We start from the raw sequence: 17,021 nt of genomic DNA on the forward strand, positions 1-17,021 counted from the left end.
GCTTTTCACGGCGGAGATCACGCCTCGTCGGCCCGCTCCTCGCCCGCCGACAGGACGATCTCGACGCGGCGACGGCGGCCGTCGTCCACCAGGGGGATTTCCGGGAGCGCCTGGGCCTCGCCGTCGACGGCGACCCGCGCGGGGCCCGGCTCGCGGCCTTCCGGGTTGAGGACGTGGATCTCGTAGACGGTCTCGCCGAAGCGGTAGTCGACCTGGAACCGTTCCCAGGACGCGGGGACGCGGGGGTCGACGACGAGGCGGTCGCCCCGGCGACGGACGCCGAGGAGGGTCTCCAGGCCGACCTGATAGAGCCATCCCGCCGCGCCGGTGTACCAGGTCCAGCCGGCGCGGCCGGCGTGCGGGGGCTGGCTGAAAACGTCTCCGGCCAGGACGTAGGGTTCTCCCTTGTATCGGGAAACGCCCTCTCGATCGAGCGTGTGGTTGATCGGGTTGAGGTCCTGGAACCGGCGAAGGGCCTCGTCCCGGCGTCCCTGGAGGGCGAGGGCCTGGACGAACCAGGCGGCGGCGTGGGTGTACTGGGCGCCGTTCTCGCGCGTGCCGGGGACGTAGCCCTGGATGTATCCGGGGTCGGGGACGGAGCGGTCGAAGGGGGGGGCGAGCAGGAGGATGATCCGGTCGGCCTCGCGGGCGAGGAGGGCCTCGACGGCGGCCGTGGCCCGGGCCGAACGGCCGGCGGGGGCCCCGGCGAGGACGGACCAGGACTGGGCGAGCGAGTCGATCCGGCACTCGACGTTGGCGGCCGAGCCCAGCGGCGAGCCGTCGTCGAAATAGCCGCGACGATACCATTCGCCGTCCCAGCCGTGGGCCTCGACGGCTTCGGCCAGGGCGTCGGCGCGGGCGAGCCATCGGGAGGCCCGCGCGGCGTCACCCCGGCCCTCGGCGATCGGGGCGAACCGGCGGAGGACGACGATCTGGAACCAGGCGAGCCAGACGCTCTCCCCCTTCCCCTCGACCCCCACGCGGTTCATGCCGTCGTTCCAGTCGCCGCTTCCGATCAGCGGGAGCCCGTGCGCGCCGGTCGGCTCCGAGCGGTCGATCGCGCGGGCGCAGTGCTCGTACAGGGAGGCGGAATCGGCGACGACGCCCGGCAGCCGGTAGTCGTCCTCCTGGCCGGGCGCGAGCGCGGGGGCTTCGAGGAACGGGACCTCGGCGTCGAGCGCGGCGAGGTCGCCGGTGGTCTCGACGTATCGGGAGGCGGCGAAGGGGAGCCAGAGGAAGTCGTCGGAGCAGCGGGTGCGGACGCCCCGGCCTTCGGGGGGGTGCCACCAGTGCTGGACGTCCCCAGCGACGAACTGCCGCGAGGCGTGCCGCAGGATCTGCTCGCGGGCCATTTCGGGGGCGGCGTGGAGGAGGGCCAGGGCGTCCTGAAGCTGGTCGCGGAAGCCGAAGGCCCCGCCGGACTGGGAGAAGGCGGTGCGGCCCCAGAGGCGGCAGCTCGTCGCCTGGTAGAGCAGCCAGCGGTTGAGCAGCAGGTCGAACGCCGGCTCCGGGGTGCGGACGGTCACCGCGCCCAGGAGGCGGTCCCAGCGGGCCTTCGCCTCGTCGAGCGCCGCGGCGGCGCCGAGGTATCGGACGTGGTCCAGGTGCTCGCGGACCTTCGCGGGGGACTCGGCCCAGCCCAGCAGGAAGACCAGTTCCTGGGACTCGCCGGGGCCCAGCTCGAACTTCGTCTGCACCGCGCCGCAGGGGTCGAGCCCGGGGCCGACGCGGCCGGACAGCTCCACCTGGCCGAGCGCCGAGGGGTTGGCGACCGAGCCGTGCCGGCCCAGGAACTCGCCGCGATCGGCCGTGACGGTGCGGGGGCGGCGGTCGACGTCGAGGAACGCGACGCCGTCGCCGAACTCCTCGCGGAACGGGTTGCGGGCGATCAGGGCGCCGGTCTCGGGGTCGATCGCCGAGACGACGTGCATCGCCGAGCGGTCGCGGGTCGTCCCCAGGACCCACTCGGCGAAGAACGTCGCCGAGAGCCTCCGGCGCGTGGGGCCGGGGTTGGTCGCGCGGAGCCTCAGGTACTTGATCGGCCGCTCGGGGTCGACGTAGACGCTGAGCCGGTGCTCGATCCCGTGGCTGTTGCGTTCGAAGGTCGTATATCCCTGGCCGTGGCGGACCAGGACGGGCTCGGCCGAGGGGACGGGGAGCGGCGTGGGGCACCAGACCTGCCCGGCCTCCTCGTCGCGGAGGTAGAGGACCTCGGCGGAGGGGTCGGAGACCGGGTCGTTGCTCCAGGCGGTCAGCCGGTTGGTCTGGCTGTTGACGGCCCAGGTCGCCTGCGCGCCCCCCTCGGTGACGAGGAAACCGATGGCCGGGTTGGCGACGACGTTGCTCCACGGGGACGGGGCGAGCGTCGGCCTGGGGAGCGGCCGTCGCGAGGCGGTCGCGGTCGCGGCGTCGTCGCGGGCGGGGACGTCGACCAGGACGACGTACTCGCGGCCGTCGGGCGTGAAGCCGCCCAGCCCGTTGAAGAAGGCGAGGTCGCCGGGAGGGGCGACGGGCGCGTCGCGATGGGGGCTTCCGGGGGGGAGGCGGTGAGCGGGTCGGGGAGCGGCGGCGCCGCATCGACCGATTCGAGCTGGGTCTCCAGCGGGCCGTCGGCGGCGTCGAGGGCGACCCGCGCCGCCGCGTACAGGACCCCTCGCGCCGAGGGGTCGAGCGTCGCGCCGGAGACGACGTGGACGCCCCCCGGGCGGCCCATGCGGTCGGCGGCCCCGAGTTCCCGGACGATCGCGGCGAGGGGCTCGCCCAGGCCGGGAGCCGGGGAATCGTCGAGGAGCGCCAGGTCGACCTCCAGCCCCTTGAGCCCGAGGTACGCCTGCGCCGCCAGGAGTTGCCGGGCCAGCGAGAGTTCGGCCGCGCCGGAGAGCCTCGCCAGCACGACCGGGCGATGCAGGTCGATCCCGAACCGGGCGGCGATGCGGGACGCGGGCTCGGCCGGGTCGGCCGCCGCCGGGCGGGCGCGGAGGGCCGGGCCGGCGAAGATCAGGTGGGAGGCCAGCCGCTGGAACAGGTGGGCCTCCTCGGCCGACCAGCCGCGCTGGCCGTGCTCGGCCTGGCGATGGGCCCAGGCCAGCTCGAACGCCCGGGCCGCGGCGCTGGGGCCGTGGTACTGGTCGGCCAGGGCGAGCGCGCCGCGGCGATCCTCGGCGACGGCCGTGGTGAACGCCAGGACGGCCGTCCCCCCCGGCGCCAGGGACAGCCGGCGGCGGAGGCTGAAGATCGGGTCGAGCACCGGCCCGACCGTCCCCGAGAGCGGCTCGCCCGGGTCCAGCGCCGCCGGGTCGGCGACGGACCGCCCTCGGCCCAGGAACCGGGCCCGGTCGGTCTCGAAGGTCGGCTCGTCGAGGAACGTGCAGCCCGACGAGGAGCCGTCGACCGCCAGGACGTGCACGGCCCAGATCGGCCGCTCATGGGGCGATCGGGGCCGTCGCCGGGCGAGCAGGGCCGCCGAGCCGGGGAGCCGTTCGGTCTCCACGAACAGCTTGTGGAAGGCGGGGTGCGCCAGGTCGGCGTCGTGCTGGGTCAGGACGACCTCGGCGTAGCTCGTGACGTCCAGCTCGCGCGAGCCGGGGCCGTGGTTGACGAGGGTCAGGCGGCGGACCTCGGCGAGCTGCTCGGGCGAGACGGCGACTTCCAGCAGGCTCTCGATCGCGCCGTCGCGGCGGCGGAAGGTCGCCTTGTCGGAGGCGAAGACGATCTCGTCCTCGTCGGCCGGGCGGCAGACCGGCTGGAACCCGGCCGACCAGACCAGGCCGCTGGAGACGTCCCGGATGTAGAGGAACTGGCCGTACGCCTCCCGCGCCGGGTCTTCCCGCCATCGCGTCACGTCGACCCCCAGGGCCGAGCTGGCGCCCGACCCGGCGTTGGTGACCATCACGTGATAGCGGGAGTTGGAGAGCAGGTGCGTCCGGGGGGCGATCGTCGCCGGGGTGGTGAGCCGTCGGCTGAGGAAGCTCGGCGCGGCGGGGCGTTCGGCCGGGGGCTCGCCGGCCTGGGAGTCGGCCGCGGCGGCCTCCTCGGCCTCGGCGTCGAGGTCCACCAGCGGGGTGTCGCGGGGGACGCGCTCCTGAAGGAGCAGCTCGGCGGCGCGGACCATGGGCTCGGCGTGGAACCGCCTCGGCATGAGGTCGCCGAGCAGGACGTTGGCCGCCGCGACCAGGCTCATCCCCTGGTGGTGGCTCATGTAAGACCGAACGACCGTCGCGCGGCGGCCGGCGGGGAGGCGGGACGGCGTGTAGTCGATCGCCTCGTAGTAGCCGAACGCCCCCTCGGCGCCCTCGGCGGTCAGCCGTTCCAGGTTGGCCGTCGCCTCGACGGGCGCGATCATCGTGGCCATCGCGGTGGCGTACGGGGCGACCACCCGGTCCTGGTCGAGCCCTTGCTTGAGCCCGAGGCCCGGGACGCCGAACGCCTGGTAGCGGTAGTCGCCGTCGGCGTACTGGGCCGAGAAGGCCGACTCCGAGATCCCCCACGGCAGCCCGAGCTGGCGGCCGTATTCGATCTGCCGCGCCACGGCCGTCCTGGCGGCCTCGGAGAGCACGGTCTCGTCCAGGCTCCTGAGCAGCAGCCGGGGCATGAGGTACTCGAACATCGTCCCGCCCCAGGAGATCAGGCCGATGCGCCCCGCCGCGCGGACGAAGAGGCGGCCGAGCTGGAACCAGTGCTTGCGCGGGGCCTCGCCGCGGGCGATCATCAGATAGCTGGTGAGGCACGCCTCCGACGCCAGCAGGTCGTAGCAGGCGCCGTCGAGCCTCCCCTGAGACAGGTCGCAGCCGATCGCGTAGAGGTGCCGCTCCTTCTTGTAGAGCGGGCGGAAGTCCATCTCCCGGCCCATCGCGTCGGCCCGGTCGGCCAGGTCCGCGAGCCTTCCCGCCAGCGCGGCCGCGGCCGGGCTCGACGCCGCCAGCGCCCGGAGCGTGGGGACCGTCGCGTCGGGATCGGTCGCGCCCGCGAGTTCGACGCCGGCGGTCAGGGCGTCCAGGTGGCGGCGGTGGTCGCGGGCCTGCTCCAGGAGCTTCCGGCCCCAGGTGCGGGCCGCGGCGAGGTCGCCCTGGCTATGCTCGGGCCCGGCCCCGATCGCGGCTTCGAACCGCTCGGCCTCCTCCTCGACGCGGGCCAGCCAGGACGCCCAGCCGGGGAGGTCGGCGTCGGCCGGGGGCGAGCCCAGCAGCGCCTTGAGCCGCGAGGCGTCGGCCGCGCCGGCCTCCAGCGCCAGGTTCAAGGCGTCGTCGAGCCCCTCGGCCGCGGCCGGGCCGACGACGGCCGTCGACGCCTTCTCGATCAGCCCTTGCCGCAGGGCCACGAGACAGCCCAGCATGTTGCCGCTGTCGACCGTCGAGATGTACAGCGGGGGGAGCGGCTCCAGGGTCTTCGTGTCGTACCAGTTGTAGAAGTGCCCCCAGTGCCGCTCCAGCCGGTCGAGCGTGTCGAAGGTCCGCTCCAGGCGGTCGACCATCGTCCCCAGGGACAGGTAGCCCAGGTCGTGCGCCGAGAGGGTGGAGATCAGCAGCAGCCCCTTGTTCGTGGGCGAGGTCCGGTGCGCGATCCGGCCGTCGGGGACCTCCTGGAAGTTGTCCGGCGGCAGCCAGTGGTGCTCGTCGCCGACGAACGTCTCGAAGTACCGCCAGGTCTTCCGCGCCAGCCTCCGCAGCGCCCGGCGGGTCTCGGCGGCCAGCGGGACCTCGGTCGACGGCAGGGGGAGGCTGATCGCGTAGGCGACCAGCGGCGAGAGGAACCAGGCCGACAGCAGCGGCGCGGCGGCCCAGAGCGCGGACGGCCGCAGCCAGACGACCCCGGCCAGGATCGCCAGCGCGATCGCCGACGCCGGCCACATCGAGCGGACGAAGTCGCGCAGGCCGCCCCCGAGCCGCTGCTCGGTCGACGCGGCGGTCTCCCACTCCAGCAGACGTTTCCGGCTGACGTACTGGCGGTGGAGCGTCCGCGCGATCGCGTCGAGGGCCTGCCGCGACTGGTCGGCGAGGAACGTCAGCGACAGCAGCGCCTGGCCCCCCATCGACGCCAGGTTCTCGCGCCAGCCCATCAGCGGGCCGAGCGTCCCGGTGCGGAGCACCCCCACCGTCGCGGCCGTCAGCCACTTGAGCACGGGCTGGGCCAGCACCAGCAGCGCCACGGCCGTCCAGAGCCAGGGGGAGCCCGGCATGACCGTCCAACCCAGGGCCAGCATCAGCACCACGGACGGCGGCGTGAGGCTCCGACGGAGGTTGTCCAGGAGCTTCCAACGCTCCAGCGTCGGCAGCGGGTTGGGCCGCGTCCCCCCCCCCGGCAGCGGGACGGCCCCGCCGAGCCAGGGCAAGAGCTGCCAGTCGCCCCGGGTCCAGCGGTGCTCGCGGCGGGCGTAGGCGTGATACCGCGCCGGGAAGTCGTCGAAGACCTCGGTGTCGCTCAAAAGCCCGCAGCGGGCGTAGTTCCCCTCGATCAGGTCGTGGCTGAGGATCCGGTTCTCGGGGAAGACGCCGTCGGTGGCGTGCTCGAAGGCGTCGACGTCGTAGACCCCCTTCCCGGTGAAGCTGCCGATCCCGTACAGGTCCATGTACGAATCCGAGGCGGCCGTGGAGTACGGGTCGATCCCCCCTCCCGACGCCAAAAGCCGGGCGAAGTACGAGTGCGTGGCCGCCGTCAGGTGGAAGTTCACCCTGGGCTGGAGCACGCCGTAGCCTTCCAGAACCCGGCCGCTCGCGGCGTCGAACCGGGGCCGGTTCAGCGGGTGGGCGATCGAGCCCACGAGCCGGCCGGCGGTGTCGCGAGGCATCTGGGTGTCGGAGTCCAGCGTGATCACGAACCGGAAATGGGGGAGCGAGGCCGGGTCGGCGCTGAACACGTCGTAGCTGCCGCGGCCCCCGCCCCGCAGGAGCTTGTTGAACTCCGAGAGCTTGCCGCGCTTGCGTTCCCAGCCCATCCACGCCCCCTGCGACGGATTCCAGAGCCGTCGCCGGTGGAAGAGGTAGAACAGGTCCTCCCCGCCCGAGCTGGACGCGTATCGCGCGTTCAGGGCGCGGACGCGCTCCAAAGCGTCGTCGATCAGCCCCTGGTCGTCGGGCATGTGCTCGCTGGGCGCGTCGGCGAAGTCGGTCAGCAGCGCGAACCGGAGGTTGCGGTCGGGGTTCGACAGGTAGTGGATCTCCAGCCGCTCCAGCAGCCCGGCGGCGTGGTGCGCGCGGACGAGCATCGTCGGGATGACGACGAACGTGCGGTCCTCGTCCGGGATCCCCTTCCGGTACTCCAGCTTGGCGAGCACCTTGGGGGGGAGGAAGATCGTCAGCGCGTGGTTGATGAAGCCGACGGCGACCTCGCCGACGGGCATCGCCAGCAGCGCCAGCACCCCGAGCAGCCCGGCCGCGCCGAGCCCCGTCCCGCCGGCGAGCCAGGCGCAGGCCGAGGCGACCGCGAGCCAGACCGCGACGATCGAGCCGAAGTACGTCAGGCTCGGGTGGGCGCGCATCGCCTCCACCAGCCGCTCGCCCCAGGGTCCCCGATAGCGGAACCCGGCGCGGAGGGCCTTCAACCCGTCGTCGATCAGGTAGTAGCCGACGTGTCGGCGGCGGGGGTCGGCCGGGTCGGCCTCGGCGGCCAGCTCGACGGCCCGACGCGCGACGGCCAGCTCGTCGGCCTTCGAGCCCCTCGCCACCTGCTCGACGACCTTCCGATAGCGGTCGCAGGTCGAGAAATCCTGCTGCGCGTAGACGCCCGAGGGGTCGTCCAGGAGGATCGCCTGGACCTGGCTGTGCTGCTCGAAGAACGCGTTCCAGTCGACCGCCGCGAGCAGCCGCAGGCCGACCACGCAGTTGCCGACCGTGAGCTGATTGGCCGCCTGACGGTGGTTCTCCCGCTCGACCACCCCGTCCACGTCCACGCCCGGGGCTTCGAGCCGGTCGCGCGCCTCCTTCGGCGACGCCTCCCCCGAGGCTCGCGGCGCCTGCATCAGCCGCGCGACGAACGGACCCGACGGCTCGCCGAGCCCCGGCCGCCCGGCCTCGGGGGCGGCGAGCCAGGCGTCGGCCCGCCGCCGCTCCTCCCACGACCAGACCATCTCCTCGGCCAGTCGGCGGAGGTTCTCCAGCAGGACCAGGCGGAGCATCGTCGGCAGCGCCCAGATCTCGCCGATGGTCAGCCCGGCCTTCTCCTGGAAGGCGGCGAGGAAGCGGTTGATCCGGGCCTCGTCGAACTCGCTGTCGGTGTGCGCCGCCAGGGCGGCGGCGATCGCGAAGGCGCGGGGGTAGCCCTTCAGGGACGTGCCGGCCAGCTTGGGGAGGACGGCGTCGTAGCCGTGGGGCATGTCGCGGCGGACTTCCTTCAGCACCTCGTCGACGATGTGGAAGTTGTCCAGCAGCCATTCCACGTCGATCCCGCGCGCGTGCTCCTCGCCGGCCGTGATCCGGGCGTGGACCCGCCCCAGGACCTTGCCGTTGTCGGCGAACCGCTTCAGGAGGGGGCTGCCGGACCGCCGCCGCCGCGCCGGCACGGCGGCCTCGGCCAGCGCCCGGGCCAGCCGATCCAGGCGATCCGCCCCCAGCAGCTCGCCGCGGATCGGCCCCACCTGCCGGGGGTCCAGCGCCGCGATCCAGGCCCCCTCGCCGTCGTCCGTCGCGGACCCGGGCGCCCCCATGTACGATGCGCTCATGCCGTCGTTCTCATCCCGAGAGGAGACGCCCGCCGGGCCGGCTTCGCGCCGCCCCTCGCCGCAGTGCGGCCGTTCCCCTCGATCTTACCAAAACTTAACTCCAGCGAGTTCCGGCGGAATCCCTTCGGGTGCCACGGGTTCTCCGAACCCGTGGACCGGCCGGGGATTGGGACGACGGCTCGGGACCGGCCCCACGCCGATCCACGGGGTCGGAGAACCCGCGGCGCCCCGATCGCCGTCCGCCGCCCCCCTTGAGGTGGCGGTGTTCCGTGAGGAGCGTCGGAGGCGACGACCGACGGATCGGGACCGGGCCTCCTCGTCGGCGGGAGATCGCCTCGGTCCCGTTACTTTCGCGCCTCGACGGCCTTGCGGAGCGATTCGATCGCCCGGCGCAGGGCCTTGATCTCGCCGGCCATGTCGTCGAGCCTCCGAACCGAGGCGTCCGGCGCGTCGAGGTCGAGGAGGCGACCCAACTGGTCGGCGCCCAGGAGGACGCCGGGGCGGACGACGTCGGGACGACGCGCCGAGCGGGCCGGCCGGTCGGCGACGTAGTAGCGCCTCAGCACGTCGCGAGGCGGGCGCTTCTCCGGCGTGACCGCCACGGGGCGTTTCTCGCCCGCGCGGAGGATTTCGAACGTCAAGGGCTTCGTCCCCGCCTTGCCGACGCGGGCCACCAGCCCGGCGGCGTCCGGGACCGCCTCGCCGTCCAAGGTCAGGATGACGTCGTGGACCTGGAGGCCCCCCCTGGCGGCCGGGGCGTCGTCCACGAGCCGGGAGACGGTCAGGCCCCGCCCGGCCGGGATGTCGAGCTGCTCGCGGAGGATCGGGGCGACGGGCTCGACGGTCGCGCCGATCCAGAACTCCGGCGCCTCGTCTTCGAGCGGCCCGAGGTCGACGCGCACCCGGGCCTGGACCTTGAGCGTCGTCGGCTTCCGCTTGCGGAGCACGGTCAGCGTCGCGGGCTCGTCGCCCGCCTTCTTCAGCAGGCGCGCGAGGTCTTCGGGCTCGGCCAGCGGCTCGTCGTCCAGGGTCAGCAGGACGTCCTGCTCGCGGACGCCCGCCTCCCACGCCGGACCGTCGACCCGGACGGCCGTCGCCACCAGCCCGCGGCCCTCGGGCACGCCGAGTTGGCCCCGGGCGCCGTCGTCGAGCTTCTCCAGCACGAGGCTCGGGCCGCCGGCCTCCTCCCAAAGCCTCAGGCTATCGAGTTCCGCCCGCCCCAGGCGGAAGAACCCCTCGTCCGACGGCGAGCCCGGGAACGCGGACGCGCCGGCGCCCCTGGACGTTCGGTCCGGCGGTTCCTCCGGCGAGGCGAACGCGACGAGCAGAGAACAAGCGACGAATCGGAGCATGATCGAGACCTCCTGAACCAGGGACCCATCGATCAAAGCGTCGGGCGCGCGGCCCGTGGATTCCTCTCGCCCTTCGGGACGCCTCAGGGGCTCAGGTGCGGAGCCGCCGCGATCTCGACGACGACCATCACCGCGGCCAGCGCGATCGCCCATCGGACGGCCCTCGAATCCACCCGGCCGCTCGGCTCGCCGAATCCGAAACGCCGGCCGTTCCCGTTCCAGAGCCAGAGGCCCGCCGGCGCGGCGATCAGGCCGAAGCCGATCAACGTCCAGCGGGGAGAGCCGTGACGCAGCAGGTCGCCGGCGTCGCCGACGCCGTCGAACAAGCCGACGCCCAGATAGGCGCCGTTGGCGATCAGGCAGAAGCCGGCGAAGGCCTGGACGAGATAGGACAGCCCCCAGCCGAGCCGCTTCGCCGCCGCCAGGAGGCCGACGGGGATCGCCGAGCCGAGGATGGGACCGCCCCAGACGACGAGCAAAGGGTGGCGGTCGTGGGAGACATCGGTTCGCGAGAGGGCGAGCGGGTGGAGGACGACCCCCGCGACCCGTTCCCCGCAGACGAAGGCCGTCGCGACGTGCCCGAATTCGTGGACCATTTGCATCCCCAGCCACGAAAAGACCAGGGTCGAGGCCATCAACGCGACCTGGCCGAGGCGATCCCGCGCGTGGGCCCAGGCCCTCTCCCGGATTCTCTCTTCCATAAATTCAAATGTACGTCGACCGCGAGCGCGACGGCAATCCGCCAGGAGGGGACGAAACGGCCCTACGCCTGGGCCTTCTTCAGCAGCGACAGCGGGACGTAGAACGTCTGGTAGCGGCGGCCGTCGTTGAAGAGAGTGCCGGAGGGGTGCTCGACCAGCACGGTGGCGCGGCGGGTGATCCGGTTGACGCGGCCTCTCAGGCGGGCGCCTTCCATGTCGAATTCCACGGCGTCCCCCACCCGGACGCCGAAGGTCGCCGCGGCCTGCTCGCGGGGGGTCACCAGGTCGTGCCGCACCCCCTCATGGGCGAAGATCCGCCGCGAGAGCGCGTGGAAGTTCTCGGCCGAGCAGCTCGAACGGCCCCAGCCCAGGAACTCGGCCAGGTGCAACAGCTCGTGCTCGAAGATCCGCTGGAGCGCCTCCAGCCGGTCGGCGCAGGCCAGGCCGCCGACGATCACCTCGCGGTCGATCGCCTGGAAGGTGTTGAACAGCAGCGTCGTCGAGACCGAGATTTCATACTCGGTCTGGTCGACCAGCGCCGACCCCCGCCGGACCTGGCGGAGCAGGCGGATCGTCTGGCCGGCGGCCCGCGTCAGCCGTCGCGAGAGCCGGAAGGCCATCGGATAGGCCCGGTCTTCCTGGAGCATCTCCGCCAGGGAGCCCCGGAAGAAGGCCGCGTCGTACAGGTGGAAGAGGCGTTCGAGGTCGTCCGCCCCGATCGTCGTGAAGTTCGCCGATCGGATCCGGGGCGACTCGTCGAGCACGGACTCGTAGATCCGACGCGACCGCGCCCGAACATCGGCCGGCGCGTACAGCAGCGAGGCCAGCCGGGCCTGCCGCGAACGCCCCGGGCCGGGCGATTCGGACCACGTCGCATCGTCGCCGAGGGGGACGCTCATGCGGGAGACGGGCTCACTTCGCCGAGGACGGCTGCGTCACGAACCGGATGCAGACCGGTTTGGGGACCGCGATCGGCTCGCCCACCGGGGTCAGGCCGCCGGTCTCCGGGTCGATGCGGAAGACGACGATCCGGTCCGAGTCCTGGCTCGCGGCCAGCAGGAACCCGCCGGTCGGGTCGATCGCGAAGTTGCGCGGGTTCTTGCCGCCGGTCGGCGCCCAGCCGGCCGAGGCGAGCTTCCCCGTCGCCGGGTCGACCTTGTAGATCGCCAGGCTGTCGTGCCCCCGGTTCGAGCCGTAGACGAACTTCCCGGAAGGATGGGCCACGACCTCGGCGCAGTAGCTCGCCCCCTGGAAGTCGTCCGGGAGGGTGGAGATCGTCTGGACCTCGTGGAGCGCGCCCTTGGCCTTGTCGTAGGCGAACACGTCGACCGTGTTCTTCAGCTCGGTGATGACGTAGGCGAAGCGGCCCGAGGGGTGCCAGGCCAGGTGCCTGGGCCCGGAGCCGGCCGCGACCTCCGCGAAGGCCGGGTCGTGGGGCGTCAGCTTGCCGGCGGCGGCGTCCAGGTCGTAGAGCAGGACCTTGTCGAGCCCCAGGTCGGCCACCAGGGCGATCTTGCCCGCCGGGTCGAGGTTCACCGAGTGTGCGTGGGGCGCGGTCTGGCGGCCGGGGTCCACGCTCTTGCCCTGATGCTGGATGAACGACGAGGCCGGCCGCAGCGAACCGTCGGCCTCGATCGGCAGGCAGGCGACGCTCCCCCCCGAGTAGTTGGCGACCAGCACGGCCTTGCCCGTCGGGTCGACCGTCAGGTGGCAGGGGTGGGCGCCGCCGGACGACTGCTGGTTGATCGGCTTCAGCTCGCCGGTCGCGGCGTCCAGGCTGAAAGCGCCGACGCCGCCGGCCTTCGCGCCCTGGAACTCGCCCAGCTCGCCGACCGCGTAGAGGAACTTCTTGCTCGGGTGGACCGCCAGGAACGACGGGTCGGCGAATTCGGCCGCAACCCCCTTCGGCGCCAGCGAGCCGTCGGCCGGGTCGAATTCGAAGCGATAGATCCCCTCGCTCGGCGACTCCTTCGAGTTCGTGTAGGTGCCGACGTAGACCCAGGACTTCTCGGCCGCGACCGCCTGCGTCTGCATCAGAATCCCGCCCGCCGTCAGCGCCAGGAAGCCGCACGCGGAGGCGAACGCCCGTCGCGAGGTCGATCCCATCCCCATCGTCATCGCTTGCTCCCCCCGCCGCGGCGGCGTCTCGAACGGAATCTTCGGAAGCTCCCGACGTTATCACAGCCCCGCCCCGGCCGCAAAGGACGAGTGGAGACGATCGCAGGCCGCTTAATTTAAACAGGCCTGGAAACGTCCCCCGGTCGACGGCCTGTTCGAAATGTTCCATTCATGTGACACCGAAATCCCGTTTTCGGGATAGCCGCCGGGCGAGCGTTCCTATTATTGCGAAATCGACGGTCGCCGGGGGTCGCGGCGGGGCCTTGCGGGGGGCGTCGGGGTCTGGTCCGATGGGGATCGACGGACGGAGCCCGTCGCCCCGCCCGCCCGCTCGCCCGGCCCCTGCCGTTCCTCCCGCGATGGAGGCCTCTCCCATGCCCGCGCCCGTCGTCTCACCGTCCCGAATCGCCCTGCTCGCGCTGGGCCTCCTGACGACCGCCCTGACCGCCGCAGCCGCCGCGCCGCCGGGGCCGGTCACGGTCGAGTCGCTCCTGGGCCGGATGGCCGACCCCTCGAGGCTGGCCGAGCCGCCCGAGGCCGGCGAGCGGTCGTTCCAGTTCTCCAGCTACGACCGGGCGAGCAAGCTTGTGGACGGCAAGATCGTCGAGCCGTTCGCCAACGCCGACCGGGGGCACTATCTTCGCGTCGAGGGCGAGGGCGATCGGAGGGAGTGGGTCCTGGCCGACGCGGAGGGGCCCGGCTACGTCTCGCGGATCTGGAGCGCCAACCCGGACGGCGAGTTGCGGATCTACATCGACGGCGCGGCCGAACCGGCCCTCGCGGCCGACTTCGCAACGATCACCAACGGCGGGATCGAGCCCTTCTCCGCCCCCTTCGGCCACGACGCCTCGCGCGGGCGGAACCTGTATTTCCCCTTCCCGTTCGCGAAATCGATCAAGATCACGACGACGAAGGGTGACCAGTACTATCAGGTGAACGTGACGACGTTCGCCCCCGGCTCGGCCGTCGAGAGCTATTCGCCCCAGGTCCTGGAACGCGCGGGGGGAGCGATCGCCAAGACGCGTCGGGCGCTGCTGGAATCCCCCCTGGCCCGGCATGGCGCCGGATTGGCGGCCTCCCAGCCGTTCCTCCTGGAGCCGGGCGAGTCGAAGGAGTTCGTCCACGACCCCGGCCGTCCCGGCGCGATCACGGCCCTGGTCTGCCAGGTCCAGGACCCCGACGGCCTGGAGGGCGATGCGCTGGCGGAGGTCCTGGCCCGAACCTTGCTCACGATCACCTTCGACGACGCGGCCGAGCCCCAGGTCGCCGTCCCGCTCGGCGACTTCTTCGGCTCCGGGCCGGGCCTGAACCCGTTCCGGACGCTGATCCAGGAGGTCGGCGAGGACGCGGCGATGGTCTCCTGCTGGGAGATGCCTTTCAAGCGGAACGCCCGGATCGTCCTCGCGAACCAGTCCGGCCGCGCGGCGAACCTGGTCGTCCGCTGGAGCTGGCGCGACGACCCCGCCGCCGCCGAGAAGCTCGCGTTCCACGCCCGATGGCGGCAGCGCGACGACGTCCCCACCGTGAAGGGGGACGGCACGCTCGACTGGCCCACGCTCCGGGTCTCGGGGGGCGCGGGGCGGTTCGTCGGCCTGCTCTGCAACATTTACAACCCCACCCCGGCCTGGTGGGGCGAGGGGGACGAGAAGGTCTACGTCGACGGCGAGGCGTTCCCCAGCACCTTCGGCACCGGCACCGAGGACTACTTCGGCTACGCCTGGAGCGACCCGCGTCCTTACAGGAACCCGTTCCACGCCCAGACCCGATGCGACGGCCCCGGCACCAAGGGGAACAGCAGCAACCTCCGGGTCCAGGTGCTCGACGCCATCCCGTTCGATCGGTCGCTGGCGTTCGACCTGGAACTCTGGCACTGGGAGGCCGTGAAGGTCCAATTCGCGACGATCGCCTACGTCTACGCGGCCCCCGGCGCGAAGGTCGAGCCCTCGGGCCTCCCCGACCTGTCGTCGCGCGTCGTCCACCCCCGGCCGACCGTCACGCGCGAGCCGGGCGCGCTCGAGGCCGAGGCCCTCAAGGTCCGGGCTAAGACGGCCGGCGACACGCCCATCCAGGACATGACCCCCTTCGGCGACGCCTGGTCGGGCTACAGCCAGCTCTGGTGGACCGTCCGCGAGCCCGACGCCCGGCTCGACCTGGAACTCCCCGTCGAGGAGGCCGGAACCTACGCGTTGTGGGCCGCGTTCACCAGGGCCCCGGACTACGCCGTCGTGCAGCTCGCCCTGGACGGCGCCCCGCTGGGCAAGGCGATCGACCTGTACGCGCCGGGGGTCGTCCACTCGGGCGGGGTGCCGCTGGGCGTCGTCGACCTCGACGCCGGCCCGCACGTCCTGAGCATCACCGTCGTCGGCAAGAACCCCAGGAGCACCAGCTACCTCGTCGGCGTCGACTGGCTCAAGCTCGCCCCCGCCCCCGCCGGCGACTTCGGCGGCGGCAAGGTCGCGCCCCGGCGTTGAGCCGTCGCCCCCTGGCCGCGGCCCCCTTCCCACGCGGAACGCCCCGACGATAAGGGCTGGTCGCGGTGATAGAGGTTCGCGGCGGGGGACCGGCCGACCAGAGACCAGCCCGGGCGCCCGGCGATGTGACGGTCGAAACCCGAGCCCGAGAGGACGAAGACGTCGTCGATCCGGTATTCTTCGAGCCATTCATCCATCAGCTCTGGTTCGTCGGAGTCGGCCCTGGCGAAACGTTCCAGCCACGTATCGCCGTAGACCTCGCAGCGATCGTCCATGAAAACCTTGAGACCGGGCGTGAAATAGATCAAAAAGCCGCCGAGCGTATAGTCGTTGAAGATCCGCGAACCCAGGGGATACCGCCGCTCGCATCGCCGGAGTTCCGGCAACAGTTCGACCGGCCAATACGCGGGATCGAGCCTGGCCCAGCCGCGTCCCAGGATGGGGACGCGGGCGTCGGACGCCTGGAACGCGACGGACGAGAGGATCATCAGGGCGGGCAAGAGCGCCGGTCGCCAGTCGCGCGGCCAGGTCGGCTTCGAGGTCGATTCCGGGGGCTGGTAGAGGTCCCGCCCTGGCTTCGCCAGCCAAGTCGCCAGGCGACTGTAAGGGAGCATGTCCGCGAAAGCCAGAGCCGTCACGATGGCGAAGAGCGGGGCGTGTCGGATTCGCGAAAGAGTCAGGACGAACCAGACGATCGGGATCAACCAGGTGACGCGAGGCCGATGAGGCCGCGTGCCCGGCAGACTGATGAGATAGACCAGGCCGAGAGCCAAGATCATCCAGAAGCTGACCTCGCCGGGGTTTGGGGGGGCGTGCTCCACGATGAGACGAGGCACGACGGGCGATCGCATGATCTTGAGCCAGGTGCGCGGGACTTCCAGCCCATAAGGATTCACCAGAATGGTCAGCCCGCAGCCAAAGACCAAAACCCCCAGGACGCCTGCCTGGCGAGGCCGGACGACGGGCGATTCGAGGTGGAAGCCCCAGGCCAGCGACCAGCCCAGGGCGGCCAGGCCCAGTATCGCCAGCCCTCCCAACACGGCGCCGTGCCAGTTCGTCCAGATGATGAAAAGGGGGATCAGCCAGAATAGACGGCCGAGGCCGATCCGGCCCGCCTCGAAATCGCACAGGAAGGCGAAGGTGAGTCCCAGGAATACGATCGAAGCGATATGAGGCCGGACAAGGAAATGCGAGCAGCTGACCGCGATCGTCAAGGTGAGGAACAGGGTGGTCGGCAGCCAGTGCAACCCACTCCGCATCAAGCGGTGAGCCGTCCAGGTGTAGAGTCCCGCCAGGGTGGTAGCCGTGGCGAGCAGCAGGCCGTCAAACTCGCTGAACCCGTGGACGGCTGCCATGGCGCATTCCGCCAGCCATTCGTAGGGCGTCCAGGGTGTGCCGCCGAAGGTGTAGCTGAAGGGATCGGCCTCGATGAGACGCCCGGAGGACCACATCTTTCGGCCCATGACCGTATGCCAGAAAGTGCCCGGATCCTGGAACAGCCGACTCCGCCCGAAGGTCATCAGGGCCAGCCAGACGCCCACGAACAGGCCCGCCTCGGCGTTGCCGTATTTCCTCGCCATTCGCTGGCCGCTCATCCCCTCCCCCCCTTCGCAGGTGCGTTGAAGCTCTTGATGAACCATAGAACGGGGCGAACGATCCGGCCGACCGATCGGTCCGGATGGGTTGGCGGGCGGGTTCATCGGCCATTGACGGCGCGTCGCGCTGA

General features: G+C 72.0%; 8 protein-coding genes. 1 reads left to right on the plus strand and 7 read right to left on the minus strand.

The genetic code is table 11. The features are described 5' to 3' along the window. Window positions 1–17: 17 nt before the first annotated feature. The 6 genes from VT85_RS28800 to VT85_RS24530 form a co-directional block, all read right to left on the minus strand. Complete coding sequence (locus tag VT85_RS28800) at window positions 18–2,321, minus strand: GH36-type glycosyl hydrolase domain-containing protein (RefSeq protein WP_231871545.1); 2,304 nt, start codon at window positions 2,319–2,321, stop codon at window positions 18–20. Further along, window positions 2,252–8,653, minus strand: a complete 6,402-nt coding sequence (locus VT85_RS29795) for a glucoamylase family protein (protein WP_197490990.1) — start codon at window positions 8,651–8,653, stop codon at window positions 2,252–2,254. The genes VT85_RS28800 and VT85_RS29795 overlap by 70 nt, the downstream gene beginning before the upstream one ends. Window positions 8,654–8,997: 344 nt before the next feature. Continuing rightward, window positions 8,998–10,005, minus strand: coding sequence for a PDZ domain-containing protein (locus VT85_RS24515; protein ID WP_197490991.1), 1,008 nt, complete (start codon window positions 10,003–10,005; stop codon window positions 8,998–9,000). A gap of 83 nt (window positions 10,006–10,088) precedes the next feature. Beyond that, the gene (locus VT85_RS24520) at window positions 10,089–10,640 is read right to left on the minus strand and encodes a hypothetical protein (protein ID WP_156513079.1); all 552 of its coding nucleotides are present in this window, start codon (window positions 10,638–10,640) and stop codon (window positions 10,089–10,091) included. 128 nt (window positions 10,641–10,768) lie between these two features. After that, window positions 10,769–11,605: a hypothetical protein gene (locus tag VT85_RS24525; protein WP_197490992.1), complete on the minus strand. Its 837-nt coding sequence runs from the start codon at window positions 11,603–11,605 to the stop codon at window positions 10,769–10,771. Between the two features lie 13 nt (window positions 11,606–11,618). Further along, a complete protein-coding gene (locus VT85_RS24530; protein ID WP_156513080.1) occupies window positions 11,619–12,824 on the minus strand; it encodes a lactonase family protein in 1,206 nt (401 codons plus the stop codon). Window positions 12,825–13,198: 374 nt separating this feature from the next. Here VT85_RS24530 and VT85_RS24535 point away from each other — a divergent pair, with 374 nt between their 5' ends. Continuing rightward, complete coding sequence (locus VT85_RS24535; RefSeq protein WP_068420814.1) at window positions 13,199–15,295, plus strand: glycoside hydrolase family 172 protein; 2,097 nt, start codon at window positions 13,199–13,201, stop codon at window positions 15,293–15,295. On the opposite strand, the gene VT85_RS24540 is transcribed toward VT85_RS24535, so the two are convergent. Beyond that, on the minus strand, window positions 15,211–16,890 hold the full coding sequence (locus VT85_RS24540) for a hypothetical protein (RefSeq protein WP_156513082.1): 1,680 nt from the start codon (window positions 16,888–16,890) through the stop codon (window positions 15,211–15,213). The genes VT85_RS24535 and VT85_RS24540 overlap by 85 nt on opposite strands. Window positions 16,891–17,021: the final 131 nt, after the last annotated feature.

It is taken from the genome of Planctomyces sp. SH-PL62 (genome assembly GCF_001610895.1).
In the GTDB taxonomy this organism is placed as follows: domain Bacteria; phylum Planctomycetota; class Planctomycetia; order Isosphaerales; family Isosphaeraceae; genus Paludisphaera.

Coding starts and splice junctions, on each gene's coding strand:
- VT85_RS24530 (WP_156513080.1), bottom strand. CDS start 12,824: ATGACGATGGGGATGGGATCGACCTCGCGACGGGCGTTCGCCTCCGCG.
- VT85_RS24525 (WP_197490992.1), bottom strand. CDS start 11,605: ATGAGCGTCCCCCTCGGCGACGATGCGACGTGGTCCGAATCGCCCGGC.
- VT85_RS24535 (WP_068420814.1), top strand. CDS start 13,199: ATGCCCGCGCCCGTCGTCTCACCGTCCCGAATCGCCCTGCTCGCGCTG.
- VT85_RS24540 (WP_156513082.1), bottom strand. CDS start 16,890: ATGAGCGGCCAGCGAATGGCGAGGAAATACGGCAACGCCGAGGCGGGC.
- VT85_RS24515 (WP_197490991.1), bottom strand. CDS start 10,005: ATGCTCCGATTCGTCGCTTGTTCTCTGCTCGTCGCGTTCGCCTCGCCG.
- VT85_RS24520 (WP_156513079.1), bottom strand. CDS start 10,640: ATGGCCTCGACCCTGGTCTTTTCGTGGCTGGGGATGCAAATGGTCCAC.
- VT85_RS29795 (WP_197490990.1), bottom strand. CDS start 8,653: ATGAGCGCATCGTACATGGGGGCGCCCGGGTCCGCGACGGACGACGGC.